At 58.6% G+C, this 14,582-nt stretch carries 11 protein-coding genes; 4 read left to right on the forward strand and 7 right to left on the reverse strand.

The genetic code is table 11. The features are described from left to right. Positions 1-1,056 precede the first annotated feature (1,056 nt). The 3 genes from NKH54_RS31535 to tnpC all read left to right on the forward strand — a co-directional run bounded on the left by NKH54_RS31535 (position 1,057) and on the right by tnpC (position 3,447). Entirely contained in the window at positions 1,057-1,437 is a 381-nt protein-coding gene (locus tag NKH54_RS31535) for a transposase (RefSeq protein ID WP_245274633.1), read from the forward strand. Further along, entirely contained in the window at positions 1,434-1,778 is a 345-nt protein-coding gene (gene tnpB / locus NKH54_RS31540; protein ID WP_352642448.1) for an IS66 family insertion sequence element accessory protein TnpB, read from the forward strand. Before NKH54_RS31535 ends, tnpB begins: the two co-directional genes overlap by 4 nt. 73 nt (positions 1,779-1,851) lie before the next feature. Further along, a complete protein-coding gene (gene tnpC / locus NKH54_RS31545; protein WP_353029669.1) occupies positions 1,852-3,447 on the forward strand; it encodes an IS66 family transposase in 1,596 nt (531 codons plus the stop codon). Positions 3,448-5,455: 2,008 nt separating this feature from the next. Here tnpC and NKH54_RS31550 read toward each other — a convergent pair. From NKH54_RS31550 to NKH54_RS31560, 3 genes are all read right to left on the reverse strand, one after another. Then, on the reverse strand, positions 5,456-6,451 hold the full coding sequence (locus NKH54_RS31550; protein WP_353029670.1) for an isopenicillin N synthase family dioxygenase: 996 nt from the start codon (positions 6,449-6,451) through the stop codon (positions 5,456-5,458). 36 nt (positions 6,452-6,487) lie between these two features. Beyond that, positions 6,488-6,601, reverse strand: a complete 114-nt coding sequence (locus tag NKH54_RS31555) for a 2-oxoglutarate and iron-dependent oxygenase domain-containing protein (protein WP_023835526.1) — start codon at positions 6,599-6,601, stop codon at positions 6,488-6,490. A 76-nt stretch (positions 6,602-6,677) separates the two neighbouring features. Beyond that, positions 6,678-7,385 (reverse strand): class I SAM-dependent DNA methyltransferase, encoded by a 708-nt coding sequence (locus tag NKH54_RS31560; protein WP_353029671.1) that lies wholly within the window; start codon positions 7,383-7,385, stop codon positions 6,678-6,680. A gap of 470 nt (positions 7,386-7,855) precedes the next feature. Here NKH54_RS31560 and NKH54_RS31565 point away from each other — a divergent pair, with 470 nt between their 5' ends. Further along, a complete protein-coding gene (locus tag NKH54_RS31565) occupies positions 7,856-8,281 on the forward strand; it encodes an MFS transporter (protein ID WP_353029672.1) in 426 nt (141 codons plus the stop codon). 992 nt (positions 8,282-9,273) lie between these two features. Here NKH54_RS31565 and NKH54_RS31570 read toward each other — a convergent pair. The 4 genes from NKH54_RS31570 to NKH54_RS31585 form a co-directional block, all read right to left on the reverse strand. Next, on the reverse strand, positions 9,274-10,038 hold the full coding sequence (locus NKH54_RS31570) for an SDR family NAD(P)-dependent oxidoreductase (RefSeq protein WP_353029673.1): 765 nt from the start codon (positions 10,036-10,038) through the stop codon (positions 9,274-9,276). 532 nt (positions 10,039-10,570) lie between these two features. Beyond that, positions 10,571-11,344, reverse strand: coding sequence for an SDR family NAD(P)-dependent oxidoreductase (locus NKH54_RS31575; RefSeq protein ID WP_352814152.1), 774 nt, complete (start codon positions 11,342-11,344; stop codon positions 10,571-10,573). A 212-nt stretch (positions 11,345-11,556) separates the two neighbouring features. Further along, entirely contained in the window at positions 11,557-13,206 is a 1,650-nt protein-coding gene (locus NKH54_RS31580) for an ABC transporter substrate-binding protein (protein ID WP_353029674.1), read from the reverse strand. 54 nt (positions 13,207-13,260) lie between these two features. Beyond that, a complete protein-coding gene (locus NKH54_RS31585) occupies positions 13,261-14,526 on the reverse strand; it encodes a trimethylamine methyltransferase family protein (RefSeq protein ID WP_353029675.1) in 1,266 nt (421 codons plus the stop codon). Positions 14,527-14,582: the final 56 nt, after the last annotated feature.

The raw sequence follows: 14,582 nt of genomic DNA on the forward strand, positions 1-14,582 counted from the left end.
GATCATCGATTCGGTGCCGAGAGCCGTTTTTGCCCACACTTCGATGGGACCCGATTTCGCGATGGTCCGGCAGTGCACGATGCTGGTCTGTGAAACACAAGACCTGGCGTGACACCAGAAGGGGCCAGGCTTGGCGGCCAATCGCACGGCCGCAACAATCCATCTCGTTCAAGAAGATCCTTGGCGGACTGGCCAACCGGTTGAGCGCTCTCCCGCTGCTCCGCGTCGCACGCCTTAGTTTCGCCATTTGCCACCAAAGGCATCCTCTCGTCCATTAGGCGTCCTGTGCCAAGTGCTGGAAAATACGCGGGGCGCTTTCTGCCACCCGCCGCCGGGAACTCCTGCTTGCTCGCTACAAGGCTCGCTACAAAGAAGGCTCAAAAGTCGTGCCAAATTGGCATAAGGAGCGCCGGAAAAAATGTTCTAGATGCTGTTCAAAGGCTTATGAGAATGCATCAGCAGCAAAGCCGAACACCACCGTGTCGCCGACTCGACAAAACCGACAGTCCGTCTCGGCACCAGGGGTCATGCACCACGGCGTGGTCTAACTCCGGCGGTGACGAAGCCGTTGGCGAGAGCGCTCTCAATAGCCTGTAGATGCGGTGTTCGGGCGTCATTGTTCCCTCGGTGATCGGATTGCTGAAGCCAAATTCAAAAAAGCGCAATTCAGGCCCGCACTGATATCGCCCGCTCCTGCGTCGGTGGCCGTTACTCCTGAACGACTTGTCGGCATGCCCATCATCACGATCCAAATTGACTGAAAGTGGCGCCGATTAATCGGCTCGATTAGCTGCCCAAGAACGTTAAGTCTGAACCGCATGCCTCGTCTCCCCTCTGAGTCTTGAAAACTGAGCCACCGTACAGGCCATGCGCCCGGCATTTCCATCCCCAGCCAGTTTCCTCGGACTGCCCTGCCGTATGCGGGAGAAGGGGTCGCCTACCGTTGTAAGCGCCAAGCTGACCCCATCTGGCGCGGCTTGAGGTGATGAGCGAGACATACTGACACTGAAGCAAGGAGCCGAGGAGCTTGCAGTGTCAATTTCTATGTCTGCGCCTATGCCTGATGATAGAAGTTTCCATGTTCTTGAAGCGGTTGCCAACCGACTGGAGGCAAGCCCGCAGCGTCCGCGCCGGCGCTGGTCGGCGGAAGCGAAGTCGCGGCTGATCGAGGCGACACTGAAGCCGGGCGCGAATGTATCGGCCATTGCCAGACAGGCGGGGATGGCGCCGGCCCAGCTGTTCGGCTGGCGGAGCAAGGCGATCAAGAGCGGTGCGGTCACGCCACACAGGGATGCGGAGCGGCTCGGCTTTGTCGAGGTCACGCCGACAGCGTCTGCGTCGGTGGAGATCGAGCTGGGTGGCGTGGTCATTCGCGCCGGTGCCGATATCAATGAGGAGCAGCTGGTGCGGATTATCCGGGCGGTTCGCCAGGCATGATCCCGGCTGGCGTGAAGGTGTTGCTCGCCAGTCATCCCGTCGATTTTAGAAAAGGTCCCGACGGCCTTTTGGCACTGGTGCGCGATGCCGGCTCGGATCCATTCAACGGCGCACTTTATGTATTCCGCGCCAAAAGAGCGGACAGGATCAAGATCGTCTGGTGGGACGGCAGCGGCGTGTGTCTTTATGCCAAGCGGCTGGATGAGGCGAAGTTCTGCTGGCCGCGGATCGGCCACCACCGGGTCCAGCTCAATCATGCTCAGCTCATGGCTCTGGTTGACGGAATGGACTGGAAACGGGTTCGAACGGAGACCGTCAGGCGGCCGCAATCGGTTGGGTAAAACCCTGCGGCATGATGAATCAGGGGCCTGAAAACGCGGGAAAATTGCCCGCGAATATGCTCTGATTTTGGCCATGTCGGCACCCGATCTCGCGCTCCCGGACGACGTTGACGCGCTCAAGGCGATGGTTGTTGCCATGGCCGAAAAAGCCGCCGGTCTGGAAGAGCTTAATGCCGATCTCGAAGCCCACAATACGCATCTCGAGTTGGTCAACAAGAGCGCTGAGGAGCGGATCGCACGACTGACGGCGGTGGTGAAGATGCTGGAGCGGTCGCGCTTCGGCAGCCGCTCCGAAAGGTTGCGGGCCGGTGCGCTGAGCGAGGAGCAGTATGCTCTGGTCTTCGACGAGATCGAAACCGGCGTGGCGGCCATCCAAGCGCAGATGGAGAAGTCTGCGGGCGGCTCGAAAGCGAAGCGCGCCCCGCGCCCTCGCAAAGGCTTTGCGGCCCATCTCGAACGGGTCGAGGTGGTCATCGAGCCCGAAACGCCTGCTGGCTGCGAAGCGCTGGAAAAGATCCTGATCGGCGAGGACGTCTCCGAACGGCTCGATGTCACCCCGGCGAAGTTCCGGGTGATCGTTACGCGTCGCCCCAAATATGCCTACAAGGGTTGGGACGGCGTCATCCAGGCAGCCGCGCCCGCCCGCATCATCGAAAGCGGCATTCCGACCGAAGCGCTGCTGGCGCAGATCGCGGTGTCGAAATACGCCGATGGCCTGCCGCTCTACCGCCAGGAAGCGATCTATGCCCGCGATCAGGTCGAGATCGACCGGTCACAGATGGCGCAGTGGATGGGCAAGCTCGGCTTCGAGCTCGAGCCGCTCGCCGATTACGCACTGGCTCGCATCAAGCAGGGGGAGCGGGTCTTCGCCGATGAGACCACGCTGCCAACGCTGGCGCCGGGATCTGGCAAGGCCAAGACGGCCTACCTCTGGACCTATGTCCGCGATGATCGGCCCTTTGGCGGCAGTGGACCGCCCATCGTCGCCTACCGCTTCGAGGACAGCCGCGCCGGCGAATGTGTCGCCCGTCATCTGGACGGCTATCGCGGCATCCTGCAAGTCGACGGATACGCCGCCTATAACCGGCTGGCCCGATCCGATCGGGGCAATGACGGCGTGATGCTGGCGGCGTGCTGGTCGCACGTGCGGCGCAAGTTCTACGAACTGCATGCCGCAGGCTCCTCCGTTATCGCCTCGCAGACGGTGGCGCAGATGGCCCCACTGTGGGCCGCCGAGGAGGCCGTACGCGGCCAGGACCCGGCAGTACGGATAACTGCGCGTCAGGAGAAATCCGTTGCCGCTCTCTTTGCGCTGTGGGAAAAGGAGCTGCCCAAGTTGTCGGGAAAATCGAAGCCGGCCGAGGCGATCCGCTATGCACTCGGCCGGCGTGCCGCGCTGGAGCGCTTCCTCACTGACGGCCGGATCGAAATCGACTCCAACACCGTCGAGCGCGCCATCCGGCCGCAGACAATTACCCGAAAGAACAGCCTCTTCGCGGGCAGCGACGGCGGCGGACGGACATGGGCCACCATCGCCACCCTGCTGACCACCGCCAAGATGAATCAGGTCGATCCGCACGCCTGGCTCACCCTGACCCTCGAGCGCATTGCCAATGGCTGGCCAAACAGCGATATCGACGCCCTCATGCCATGGAATTACCAGCGCTGAACGGCCTCAGCTGCCCGCTTACCTACCGTTGTGGCGTGGGGCGACGTCAACGTGTAATTGTCCAAAGTGACGGCATCTGAGATTCTGTCAGCTTGTCGGTTTGCGACACAGCCTTGTTTAGCTATTTCTCATTTCGCTTCAGGCCAACAACTTGAAACAGCCACAGAGAATGTTTAGTTCGCCTGGTTCGGCCGATGGGCACGAGTTTTGAGTCCTCAGCCTTCGGGTTTATCGGGGGGGGGCCTTGTACCGTGGAGATGGACGAAAAAGCTCGGCAAAGCCGTGTCTGCCGCCATGTCCGAGGCGATGTCGACCTTAACGGGTGCAAGCTATGATATCGCGCTCTGCTGCGGTGTCTTCGCGCCCGGATATGTCGGACCAGGTGGGCTGCGCGGACCAGCTCGCGCCACGTGCCCGAACGGATTCATCATCGCAAGCACCCGCAAGAGCTATGCGGAGGCGACATCCTTTTGAAGGTGAGGCCTCTGCAAGAGGAGGTTGTCCTTACACGGATACAGGGTCTAAGCAATGGTAAATTGATCGCCGAGGAGGACGTGCACTACTGGGTCTTCCAGGTGCCCGAGAATGGCAGCGCACTAGAGGAACAGGGCTATGGCGACGCAACCGCAAATCTCACGGCGAAGCTGGCAACCGATTCAAACGCGTACAGGGGAGCGAATTGCAGCATGATGGCACAATCGAGCGCGGAACTCTAGGCCGGGACGTGAGAGCGCGCTGCCGCGCGGCGTCGCATGTGAATTTACCGTATGCTCGGAACGAGCCCAAGGCGCGGAGATTTGGGAAAATGGAAGCCCGCCGAGATATCGATTTCATCGGCGGCAATGGGCGCGCTTGCGGTCGGACACTCGCATCCCAGGTGGTTGATGCGATCAGAACGCAATTGCAGCGCTTCACCCAGACCTCTTGGCAGTATTCTTGTGCTGCGTGCGGCTCGGGAAGGCCTCAACGCGATAGCTCCGTTTCCCACGCCGGCGAAAACTCTGCTTTGTCACCACTGGCGCAGAAGCGGCGGATGCGGTGAACAGCGCTCCTTTCCACTCGAGTCGAAGTGATTCATCGGCTTCAAAGGAGGCTTCCACTTTACCGGACCTCGCAGCGCGACCATACGAACGCGGCTTCGGCCCACCGAGCCGGTTCGGGATGAAAATATTTCCTGCCAGCACCGCCGGAGTTCATCCGCCGTCTGCGCGCTTTGTGCGATGCGCAACGGGTATCGTCATGATGGCAGAGGAGGTCCAGTCCGGCTTAGCTCGCACGCGGCCCGTGGCGAATCCCGGCGCTGCACAGGACCTCCAGCCGGCCCAACGGGGTCGATCCATTCAACGTGCAGGAGGAGCAGTTCAGGCAAGCGGCCGTCGGATCGCGGTACTCCTGGGCGAAGGCGGGACGGTAGACGGGCAGATGACGTCGCCAAACAATAGATCCGCTCTATCGTCAGGCCATGTGCCGAAGCATTGCGGTTGCGTAGCTCAACCTCAGTGCGGCGATAGCGCGACTTTCGGAAATCACATGGTCGACTGCAATATCACACCATGCTGTGCCCAAGCGCGGAATGTGCGGTATCAGCCGGATCCACGTGAACGCATCGGTCGAGGCAATCGTCACATCCGCGGACGACCGCCGCGTTCAATGGTCGTGACGACGTCGTCCTCTGGCCCATAAATGACTGCCGCCAGCCTACGCGACGGAACTGCGGTACAGGCCGGCCCGCCCGTCCATTTCGTCGGGTTCCGACGCGCGGCTACTCGGGTTGTATCCGCACCCGTTTCCCGCGGAGGTGGGTCAGCGCGGAGGTCAGCCACGAAACCGGGCGAGAACTCCAGATAAAGGCCTAGTCTAGCACAGCGTCTTGTGAAAATCCGCCCGCGGGCGGCTTCGAAAGCCGCCTGTTTGCGGACTGGCTCGCCAAGCAATTTCGAATCATTGTAGCTTTCCGCGATGAGGCGCGGCAGGCAGTGTCACGTGTGTAAGTGCCTGTCCGCTCTCATCACGCTTTGGCCAAGTGAGCGTAACTTGCTGCGAAACGGTCGAATTTGTGCTCGCCGCAAGTCACCGGCTTGTAGCGCCGCGGGTTGCTGTCCGTGACACATGAGGCCAATGGCTCAATGATCGCGTTGAAATCAGCATCGATAAAGAAGGGGATTGAGTATCGCTCACGCCCCGAGGTGTTCACAACGCGGTGCAAGTTCGCCAAGTAGACATCGTTGGTCAGCCGCTGAATCAGGTCACCAATGTTGATTATGAAAGTGCCGTGGATCGGCGTGCCCTCTACCCAATCACCATCTCGGTTCCTGACCTGAAGACCACCCACGTCGTCCTGCGCGAGGATAGTCAGATGGCCGTAATCCGTGTGGGCTCCAATCCCGATGATGTCTTCGGTGACATAACCACTCTGCGGCGGGTAATGAATCAGGCGCTGAATACTGATCGGGTCCCGCATGAGGTTCTCGAAATAGTTTTCCGACAGGTCCAGACTGAGCGCGATGCCCTTCAAGAGTTTTGTGGCGAGGCCCACCATCTTTTGATGGTAACTGTATGTGAGTGCCCGAAATTCGGGCAGGCTTGAGGGCCACTGGTTGGGGCCAAAAAACGGACCTTCCAGTGTCGAACGTTCAGGGCCGATGTCAAAGCACTCCTTGAGGTCTTTCGTCTTACCTGGATCTGTGTTCTCCCCGAACGGCTCGATATATCCGCGCAGCGCCACATCGGATTTGCTAATATGCAATGACATCTTCTGCGACAAGGGCAGATCAAAGAATCGGCGACCCACGTCGAACATTGAATCAACAAAGCCCTGTGGAATACCGTGGTTCTTCACATACATGAACCCGGTGTTCGACAACGCCCAATATATCTCCTTGGCCACCCACTGTTTATTCGTGCCATCGAGAAGCGGTGCTATATCAACCACAGGGATCTTGTCAAAGCTTTCGCGTTTCGCGCGCAGCTTGTCATCCAGTCTGGCTATGATATCTTCGGGCATGAGTACACCTTCGTTTGCGCAAGGATTTGGCATTTCTTATTTGCTTGGCAGCATGAAGAATCGTCGGGAAGCCTGGATAGCTAGGGCGATGCGTTCTTTCGTGGTGCCATGCTCAACAATGTAGAAGAACCCGAACTCCTGGCAGCGCATGCGTAGGCGCTCGCGATAGTCGTGTCGCCTTGCATCGGCTCCCAGTTTGTCGTCAGCGAGATTTGCGGTATCGTGGTCATGGCCGCTCCTCCGTTGGTACGCTTACCTTCTCGGGCACCCGGAAGACCCAATAGTGCCCGCCCTCCTCGGCCGCGTATCTGCCGTCCCTTAAACACTGTGCCGGTATAAGGACGCCCTCATCCTGCAGACGCCGCACATGGTCTTCAAAGGATGTGGCCTCCGCATAGCCTTTGCGGATGCTTGCGATGATGAATCCGTTCGGGCGCGTGACGCGAGCCAGCTCGCGCAGCCTGCCTGGTCCGACATGTCCGGGCGCGAAGACACCGCAGCAGACCGTGATATCATAGCTTGCACTGAAGTATTCGGAGGGTTGCCCGTTAAGGTCGACATCGCCTCGGACATGGCGGTAGACGCGCGTTTGCCGTGCCTTTTCGGCCATCTCCTCGGAGAGATCGAACCCGTCGATCAACCGGAAGCCGAGGCTTTCCAGTTCCACGCCGACGAGGCCTGTTCCGCACCCAGCGTCCAGGATTGCGATGGCCGCTCGATGCCTGGCCAAATAGGCCGTCTGCACGGCGGCTGCCAGTTCCGCCACGATCATCGGCCCGCAGTACCCATCGCGGCCCACATCCAAATCGTAGGAACTGGCCCATCCGCGATAGAAGTGGGCCAAGCGCCCGGCGTCGCCGTCGAGGGAGTGGGAATCCTTGATGCGCTTTCGTGCGGCTTGCTCCAGTGCCGTCTGCTGATCGGGAGTGTCCATAACTGTTCCTCTATGTAGGGGTAGATGATCATCGGCAGCGCGCCCGTCCGGCACCTGCTGGCGACTCGCAAACGAGGGGCATCAAAACTCGTGCCAATTGGCCGAACGAGGCGAAGAAAACAATTTTTGGCGAGTGTTTCCCGCTATTTGGGCTGAGGCAAAATAAGAAATCGGCTAGATAACCCTGTATCGCAGGCGCGACAAAGCTGACAGAATGTCCAATGCCGTCACTTGAGACCGCTATTCGTTGACGTCGACCGATAGCCATAACTGTTAAGCGTTGATCGAGTAGGCCGAACAAGGCGTTGACTATTTCACCATCCACGCCAGCGAGCGGCTGCACTACATTCCGCCGGCAGTTGGATCTGGGGTGCTGTCGCCCAGAACTACTCCTTGACCTGGGCGTTGATGGGCGCCGCGGGGGCTCTATTGCTGGTTGCGACAGTAGGGATAGTTTTGCCGGTGAGTCCTTGGCAAGATCGGATCAAGAACGTTCGGATTTTCCCGCACCGGAGCGGGCACTCGATCCGAAGCCGAGGAGTGGCCGGATCGTTGCCAGGGTCGGCTATTCCAGAACCGAAAAGAGTATCGACGCCCTTCTCGGCTGCATACGCGCGAAGCGCCACGCCGTTACCCGTGCCGGTGCACGAAACTGGCCGCTCCAGCGCAAACTCCAAATGCCTCCACTTTGGACAGCGACATTCGGCACGCCTACCTGGATGGACTTTCTTCGTCTGAATCATCGGCTCACGGCAGCGGACAAGAAAGTAGGCCAGCACCTTCTCGCCTGCATGAAGGAGAGCTTTCTCCACAGTACTTTCGATCGAACGAACGACCGAGGCAGCTCGTACCCGTGTATCAACCATCTTTTCTGCTCCTTCGAGGTGACGTCATGATGAAACCGTGAACAGGCGCGATCGGGAAAATCGGGCTTAATTTAAGGGGTCTGGTGCTTCTTGCAGGGCGAGTGCCCGTATCGGGAGCGACGCCGTCAATTCGGCCAAATCCATCGAGTACTTCTTCAGTAGAAACGTGCCGGACTATCGCGTGTCTCTTAGAACCATACGCGGTGTGTTCTTCGACCCAATGTGTTCTTCGACCCAATGCCTTTACGACGGCGTGTTTGACGGGTTGTGTCGCAACGCATGGCGAAAACGACTTCCTCCATTCTTAGTGGGCGAGTCCTGCGGCCCGCGCTTACCAACAGACGCCGTTCGCGTTCATAACGCCAATCGAAGGCCTTCTTGATCAAGACGGCTCGGTCGACATTCTGCCGCGCTGCGTCTCCCTGGAGCATGGCAGAAATGTCGCTGGCTGCTACGACCCTGCTCCCGCTGCTGTGCATCGGCATGCAAAATTTATCGACTGACACCCGCCGCATTTGATCTTGTGAAGGTCACCCGCGGCGTCGGCAGGAACCGAGTATCCAACGTAGATGCCTCTGTGCTGATCTCCGTAATGACTCCACATCAGCGGACAGTCGGCACGTTCGCCCAACGAGACAATTCCTTTGTCATAGCGCTGCTCCCCTTCGACATATTGCCCCAGAAGGTATTGCAGCGGATTCGCCATGTCGTACTCGAGGTTGTCGCGTGGTAGCGGATTTCGGCCAAAAATCCTGGCAATGCGGTCCGGCTGTGCTTCGATATGTTAAAGCGTTCTCGGGGCCGTTGTATTTGAGCTCTTGGCCGCCGCGCTCCTTTCCGCTTTCACGCGTTTCTTCCACCAGCTGGGAAAGAATGCTCTCGAGCACCTCTGACCCGACATCGACCTTCATCGACGGGTTGGTGTCGAGCGGGTCATAGAAAGTACTCGGATCGGCGAAGAAGAGCGTTCATCTTCGTAACAATCTGACAACGCGAGCTCAGATATCGGTGGAGCTCGCCTCTCACGCGACCGGCAACGGCAGTTTTTTGGTGCGGCCGCCATCGATGACGTAGACATGACCGGTAACGAAGGCACTTTCTTCCGAGGCGAGCCAGACGGCGAGATTACCGACGTCCCTCGGTTCGCCTAAGCGCCCGACCGGATGCATGGCCATCAGTTCCCTGCGGACACGAGCGCTGTCCGGCATGCTGTCGATATAGACCTCGCTCAGGTCGGAATTGATCCAGCCCGGCGCAATGGCATTGCAGCGGATGCCCTCATGCCCATGATCCACGGCCACCGCCGCCGTGAAACCATGAATGCCGGCCTTCGAGGCGGAATAGGCAGGATGTCCAGGATTGGACGCTAGCCCTTCGATCGACCCGATGTTGACGATGCTTGCACCTGGCCGATTCCGAAGATGCGGCATTGCCGCCTTCGTCAGCAGGAATGGGGCTTTAAGGTTGATATCCATCATCTGATCCCAGTCCGCCTCAGTCATCTCGTCGACCGTCTTCTCGAACATGATCCCGGCGTTGTTAACGAGGATGTCCAAGCCGCTGAGCCGCTCGGCAACCGTCTGGACGGCCGAGGCAATTTCCTGGGAGCTCGAAAGATCTGCCTTTACATAGATGATGTGCTCATTGAGCATGGTATTAGGCGGCGGGTTCCTTTGCACAATGGCAACTTTTGCCCCCTCCTCCGCAAAGCGCTGGGTGATGCCGGCGCCGATACCGCGCCCGCCGCCAGTGATGATTGCAACCTTGCCTGCCAATCTCTGAGCCATGGGTATCCTCAATAACGAGCCTAGCGAGGGTTCAGGTCTCGCCTCCGATGTAACAGGCGGCTTTTTATATCAGAACATAGCTGCGTCGGCGATCAGCCGACAGTCGGACGAGCCAGCCTTAGAGCGTCCACGGGACTCTATGCAACCTGCTCACCGCTCAATCTATTTTCAGCCCGTCCTGCGATTGTTCGCTGAAGGGCCGACAGAAGCCAGTGACGCTGGTCCGAAAGAGTTAGATCGTGTGCCAATGCTAAAGCCCCTGTACCCGTCGGCAGCCACTTCGTGCCGTAAGTGCCAGTCAAAATGTTATCCATCTTGGCCGCAGTATTCGTGGCAGACACAGCGAACCCCATATGGCGAATTTCTCATCAATACATCCTACGCGCAAGACTCATCGAGGATAACATCTGTGTCTAACGATATCGACTCGGCGACGTTAACGTTCCGGACATACTAGCGCTCGAAAAAACCATGGGGTACTCGAGAGAGCAACTATATAAGATCATGCATTATTTACTCATTCATTGCTTGTTTACCAGGATGTATAGCCGCCATCCACTGACAGCACGGTGCCTGTGCAATAGCTCGCCGCAGGACTGGCAAGAAACAGCACCGCGGAGGCGACTTCGTCCGGCTGGGCGAGTCGCCCCAGCGGGGTCTGCTCGAGCCATCGATCGAGCCACAAGGGGTTGTCAGCCTTCAGGGGCAGCGTCATTTCTGTGGCAACATAGCCGGGCGCAACGGCATTGACCCGTACTTCGTGCTTAGCCCACGCGCAGGCGAGTGACTTCGTCATCATATGGATGGCACCCTTACTGGTGATGTAGGCGGTGTTGTTCTGGGGCTGGGTGACCACTAGGCCGCACATGGATCCGATATTGACGATGTTGCCTGAGCGGCGGGCGATCATGTGGCGGCCGAAAGCGCGCGCACACCAGAATGCAGCGTCCGAATTCACCCGCATCGTTGCCAGCCAATCCTCGTCTGAAGTGTCAAGGGCCTCGGCTATCCGGGCGATGCCAGCATTGTTGATGAGAATATCTATCGGCTCGTCGGCATTTAGGTCGTCGGCGAGCGCCGTCACCGCATCCGGCTTCGTCACGTCGACAGCACGGTAGCTTGCCAGCACACCGCGAGTTGCGAGATCGGCCATAGCAGTAATCGCACTATTCTCGTCCAATTCAGCGATGGTGACTGCCGCACCGGCCTGGCCGAGAGCGCGGGCGATTTCAAGCCCGATGCCGCGGCCCCCACCCGTTACGAGGGCACGTTTACCGGCGAGCCCGAATTTTTCCATGTAGTCCATACTGCATTGCTCCAAGTCCGCTGTTCTTGCATTGTGCCTAACCAAATTAGGCGCTGTTCTCGAGCTGTCGTCAGTGTACCGCTGACGACAGATCGTATTTTGACCGGTTTGCGCTCCACTTTTTCGGCAATAACACCAATTGACTGGGCGACGTCATGCCCTTTAGCTAGCGAGCTTGCTAAAGGCTACCGAGACGCAGCCTTTGGTGTTGATCAGCTTTCCAGCCAGACGTCTTGCAGGTCCAATTGAAAGGTGGGATGAACATTATAGTTCTTCACCTTCTTGGCCATATGGCTATACACTTTTTGCCAAAAAGGCTGGATGATGACGCCGGAATCCTGAAGTATCTGCTCCAAATCCTTCATGACCTGACGTCGCTTGGCCACGTCATTGATCGAGAGCGCCTGTTTCAGCTTGGTATCGAAATCAGGGGCAGAGTAGCCTGTCTCATTCCAAGCCTCGCCGGTACGATAAGCCAAGGCAAGGACCTGAACACCAAGTGGCCGCATGTACCAGACCGTCAGTGAGTAGGGATACTTCGCCCAGTCGTTCCAGTAAATCGAACTCGGAATCACTGTGCGCTTGACTTTGAAGCCGGCCTCCCGCAGCTGGGCCGCGATTGCATCGCTGGTGTTCTTCTCGAAGTCCCCGTCGATCGAAATCAGCTCATGCTCGAAGTCGGCATGCCCCGAGTCCGCCAAGAGCTTCTTCGCACCCTCGAGATCGCGCGTCTTGGTCGGCAATGCGAAATATTCAGGGTGGACGGGGCTAACGTGATGATTTTCGCCGGCCGTGCCGCGGCCGCTATAACCGAGTTGGAGCACGACATTGTTGTCGACCGCAATCTGCAGAGCGTTCCGCACCCTCTTGTCATCATAGGGTTTGTTCGTGACATTAGTACGGGCGACCGCCGTCGTCGCGGTGGAGACCTCTGACCTTACCAGATTCATATTATCGAGCAGGTCGACGAAGTCGGGCGGCGTTGAAAGGTTGGCGTCGATTTCGCCGGAGTCGAATGCATTCAGCGTCGCCGAAGAATCGGTGCCATAGTCAATGAACTCAACGCCACTCAGATGCGCCTCGCCGCCCCACCACTTCCCGTTTTCACGTCGCTTCACGACCGCTTTCACGCCGACTTGATATGATACCAGCTCGAACGCGCCGGTGCCGACGGGTTTGGCGACGGGATCGGCGCCACCGGCATCAAAATTGTGATGAACCACAAGCGCGGGATAGTCGGTGAAACTTGCGATGAGCGAAATGTCGGGACCGTTGAGCTTCAGCCTGACCGTATGATCATCGGCTTTGGTGATCGCGCCCTCTCGTGCCTTCCCCGTCTTGGCGTCAATGAGCGCGCCGACCCGGCCGGCCATGGAATTGCCTTGCGCGCTTTTTTCGCACCAACGGGTCAGGTTGTAGACAACATCGTTGGCATTCAAGGCATCGCCGTTATTCCATGTGACGCCTTTGCGCACATGCAGCACATATTCGGTAGCATCATCATTTATTTCCCAGCTTTCGAGCAACGCCGGCTCGAACGTAAACTCGCGTGTATAGCGGACCAGCGGATCGAGCCAGCATCGAGAGATATTGGCAGCTTCCACTGTGTCATAAGTACGCGGGTCTTTCTGCGCATGTACAGGCATGGACACGCGCAGAGTTCCACCTTTTTTCGGCTCAGCGGCGCGTGCCGGTTGGGGCAATGCTACACCAATCAAGCCATAGGCCATCGCAGCCGAGGCGCCGAATGTGCTTGCGAGCGCGAGGAACTCGCGCCGATCCATCTTGCGTGCTTTGACGTCGCTCGCCATCTTTTCGATGGAAGCCGGAATGCGGTCTTCATTACTTTTGAAGTATCCCATTTTCTTCTCCCTTGTTATGTTCCCAATTGATCTCATGGGCTCGTGGCCGGAGGCCTAGGTAATGCTTGGCGAGATTTCCTCCTGGCGTTTGGCGACGAATGCATCGAGTTCCTCGCGCACAGCGGAATCCATGGGCGGCTGCTCATAGCTCTCGATGATCGATTTCGCCTTCTCACGGCAGCGCTGCGCCATGTCCTTGGAGCCTTTGACCTTCCACTGCTCGTAGCTGAGGTAATCGAGGATCTCAGGTGCGATAAATGCGTCCTTGAAGCGCTTGAGCGTGAAGGAATCGCCGAGATAGTGGCCGCCAGGGCCGATGCGCCGCACAGCTTCGAGCGCGTCCTCGAAATATTCGAAGGATATGCCCCGCGCATATTTTTCGATGAGCAGGTTCTGTTCCGCATCGGCGACGAACTTCGCCATGCAGCAGACGAGACCGGCCTCGTCCCAGCCGCCGGCATGCATCATCAAATTGGCGCAGGCACTGGCGCCTGACATGTAGGCAACCGCCGATTCATAGCCGGACTGAGCATCGAAGGTCTTGGCGGAGGATTGAGACGCAGTGGTTCGCCACGGCACCCCGTAACGCCTCGCCAGTTGGCCGATGACCGCGTTGATGAGCGTGACTTCGGGCATGCCGGACATCGGAGCGCCGCTGCGCATTGAGACCGAGACCGAATACTGCCCGTAGATCATTTTGGCGCCGGGCCTGACCAGTTGGGTGTAGGCAAGCGCTGCGAGCGCCTCGGCGTTCAACTGGGCGATTGTGGCCGGGATGTCGGCAGGAGTGTTGGCGGCGCCAAGCACAAAAGGTGACAGCAGGACGACCTGGTTCGCCTCGACGAAAGCGCGAAGCCCTTCCAGCATGGTCGAATCCCAGACCAGCGGCGAGTTTCCCGACACATGACCGAGCATCACCGCGTTCTGATCCATAAATGCCTTGCCGTGGACGATCTGCCCCATAGCGATCGAGTCCTCGGCACGCTGCTGCCCGGTCGTCAGACCGAAGAAGGGCATATTGGTTTCCACCAGGCTCGAATGGTTGATGTGCAGATGGCGCCATGGAACAGCGATATCGGTTGGCTCGCAGGTGAACCCGCCGGCGATATGGAACCCGGGCAGCATCTGGGTCAGCCGGTTCATATTTCGCAGGTCCGCGATCGTGGATGCACGTCGCACACCCTGAAGATCGCGGATGTTTGGCGCGCCCTGCATGGCGCTGAAGGTCATTGTGTCTGGCGCGATTTCGAAACGCTGCGATGGATCGCGCGATGTCATCTCAAAGCGGGAGGGAGCCTTGGAGATGAGATGCATAACCATCTCGCCCTCCAAGCGCACACGCTGACCCTGGACATCGGCGCCAGCCTCTTTCCATT

It is taken from the genome of Mesorhizobium sp. M1004 (assembly GCF_040318795.1).
Lineage (GTDB): Bacteria > Pseudomonadota > Alphaproteobacteria > Rhizobiales > Rhizobiaceae > Mesorhizobium.

Bases quoted from the DNA above. Each gene is read 5' to 3' on its own strand.
- NKH54_RS31535 (WP_245274633.1), top strand. From the start codon at position 1,057: ATGCCTGATGATAGAAGTTTCCATGTTCTTGAAGCGGTTGCCAACCGA.
- tnpB (WP_352642448.1), top strand. From the start codon at position 1,434: ATGATCCCGGCTGGCGTGAAGGTGTTGCTCGCCAGTCATCCCGTCGAT.
- tnpC (WP_353029669.1), top strand. From the start codon at position 1,852: ATGTCGGCACCCGATCTCGCGCTCCCGGACGACGTTGACGCGCTCAAG.
- NKH54_RS31550 (WP_353029670.1), bottom strand. From the start codon at position 6,451: ATGCCCGAAGATATCATAGCCAGACTGGATGACAAGCTGCGCGCGAAA.
- NKH54_RS31555 (WP_023835526.1), bottom strand. From the start codon at position 6,601: ATGCGCTGCCAGGAGTTCGGGTTCTTCTACATTGTTGAGCATGGCACC.
- NKH54_RS31560 (WP_353029671.1), bottom strand. From the start codon at position 7,385: ATGGACACTCCCGATCAGCAGACGGCACTGGAGCAAGCCGCACGAAAG.
- NKH54_RS31570 (WP_353029673.1), bottom strand. From the start codon at position 10,038: ATGGCTCAGAGATTGGCAGGCAAGGTTGCAATCATCACTGGCGGCGGG.
- NKH54_RS31575 (WP_352814152.1), bottom strand. From the start codon at position 11,344: ATGGACTACATGGAAAAATTCGGGCTCGCCGGTAAACGTGCCCTCGTA.
- NKH54_RS31580 (WP_353029674.1), bottom strand. From the start codon at position 13,206: ATGGGATACTTCAAAAGTAATGAAGACCGCATTCCGGCTTCCATCGAA.
- NKH54_RS31585 (WP_353029675.1), bottom strand. From the start codon at position 14,526: ATGGTTATGCATCTCATCTCCAAGGCTCCCTCCCGCTTTGAGATGACA.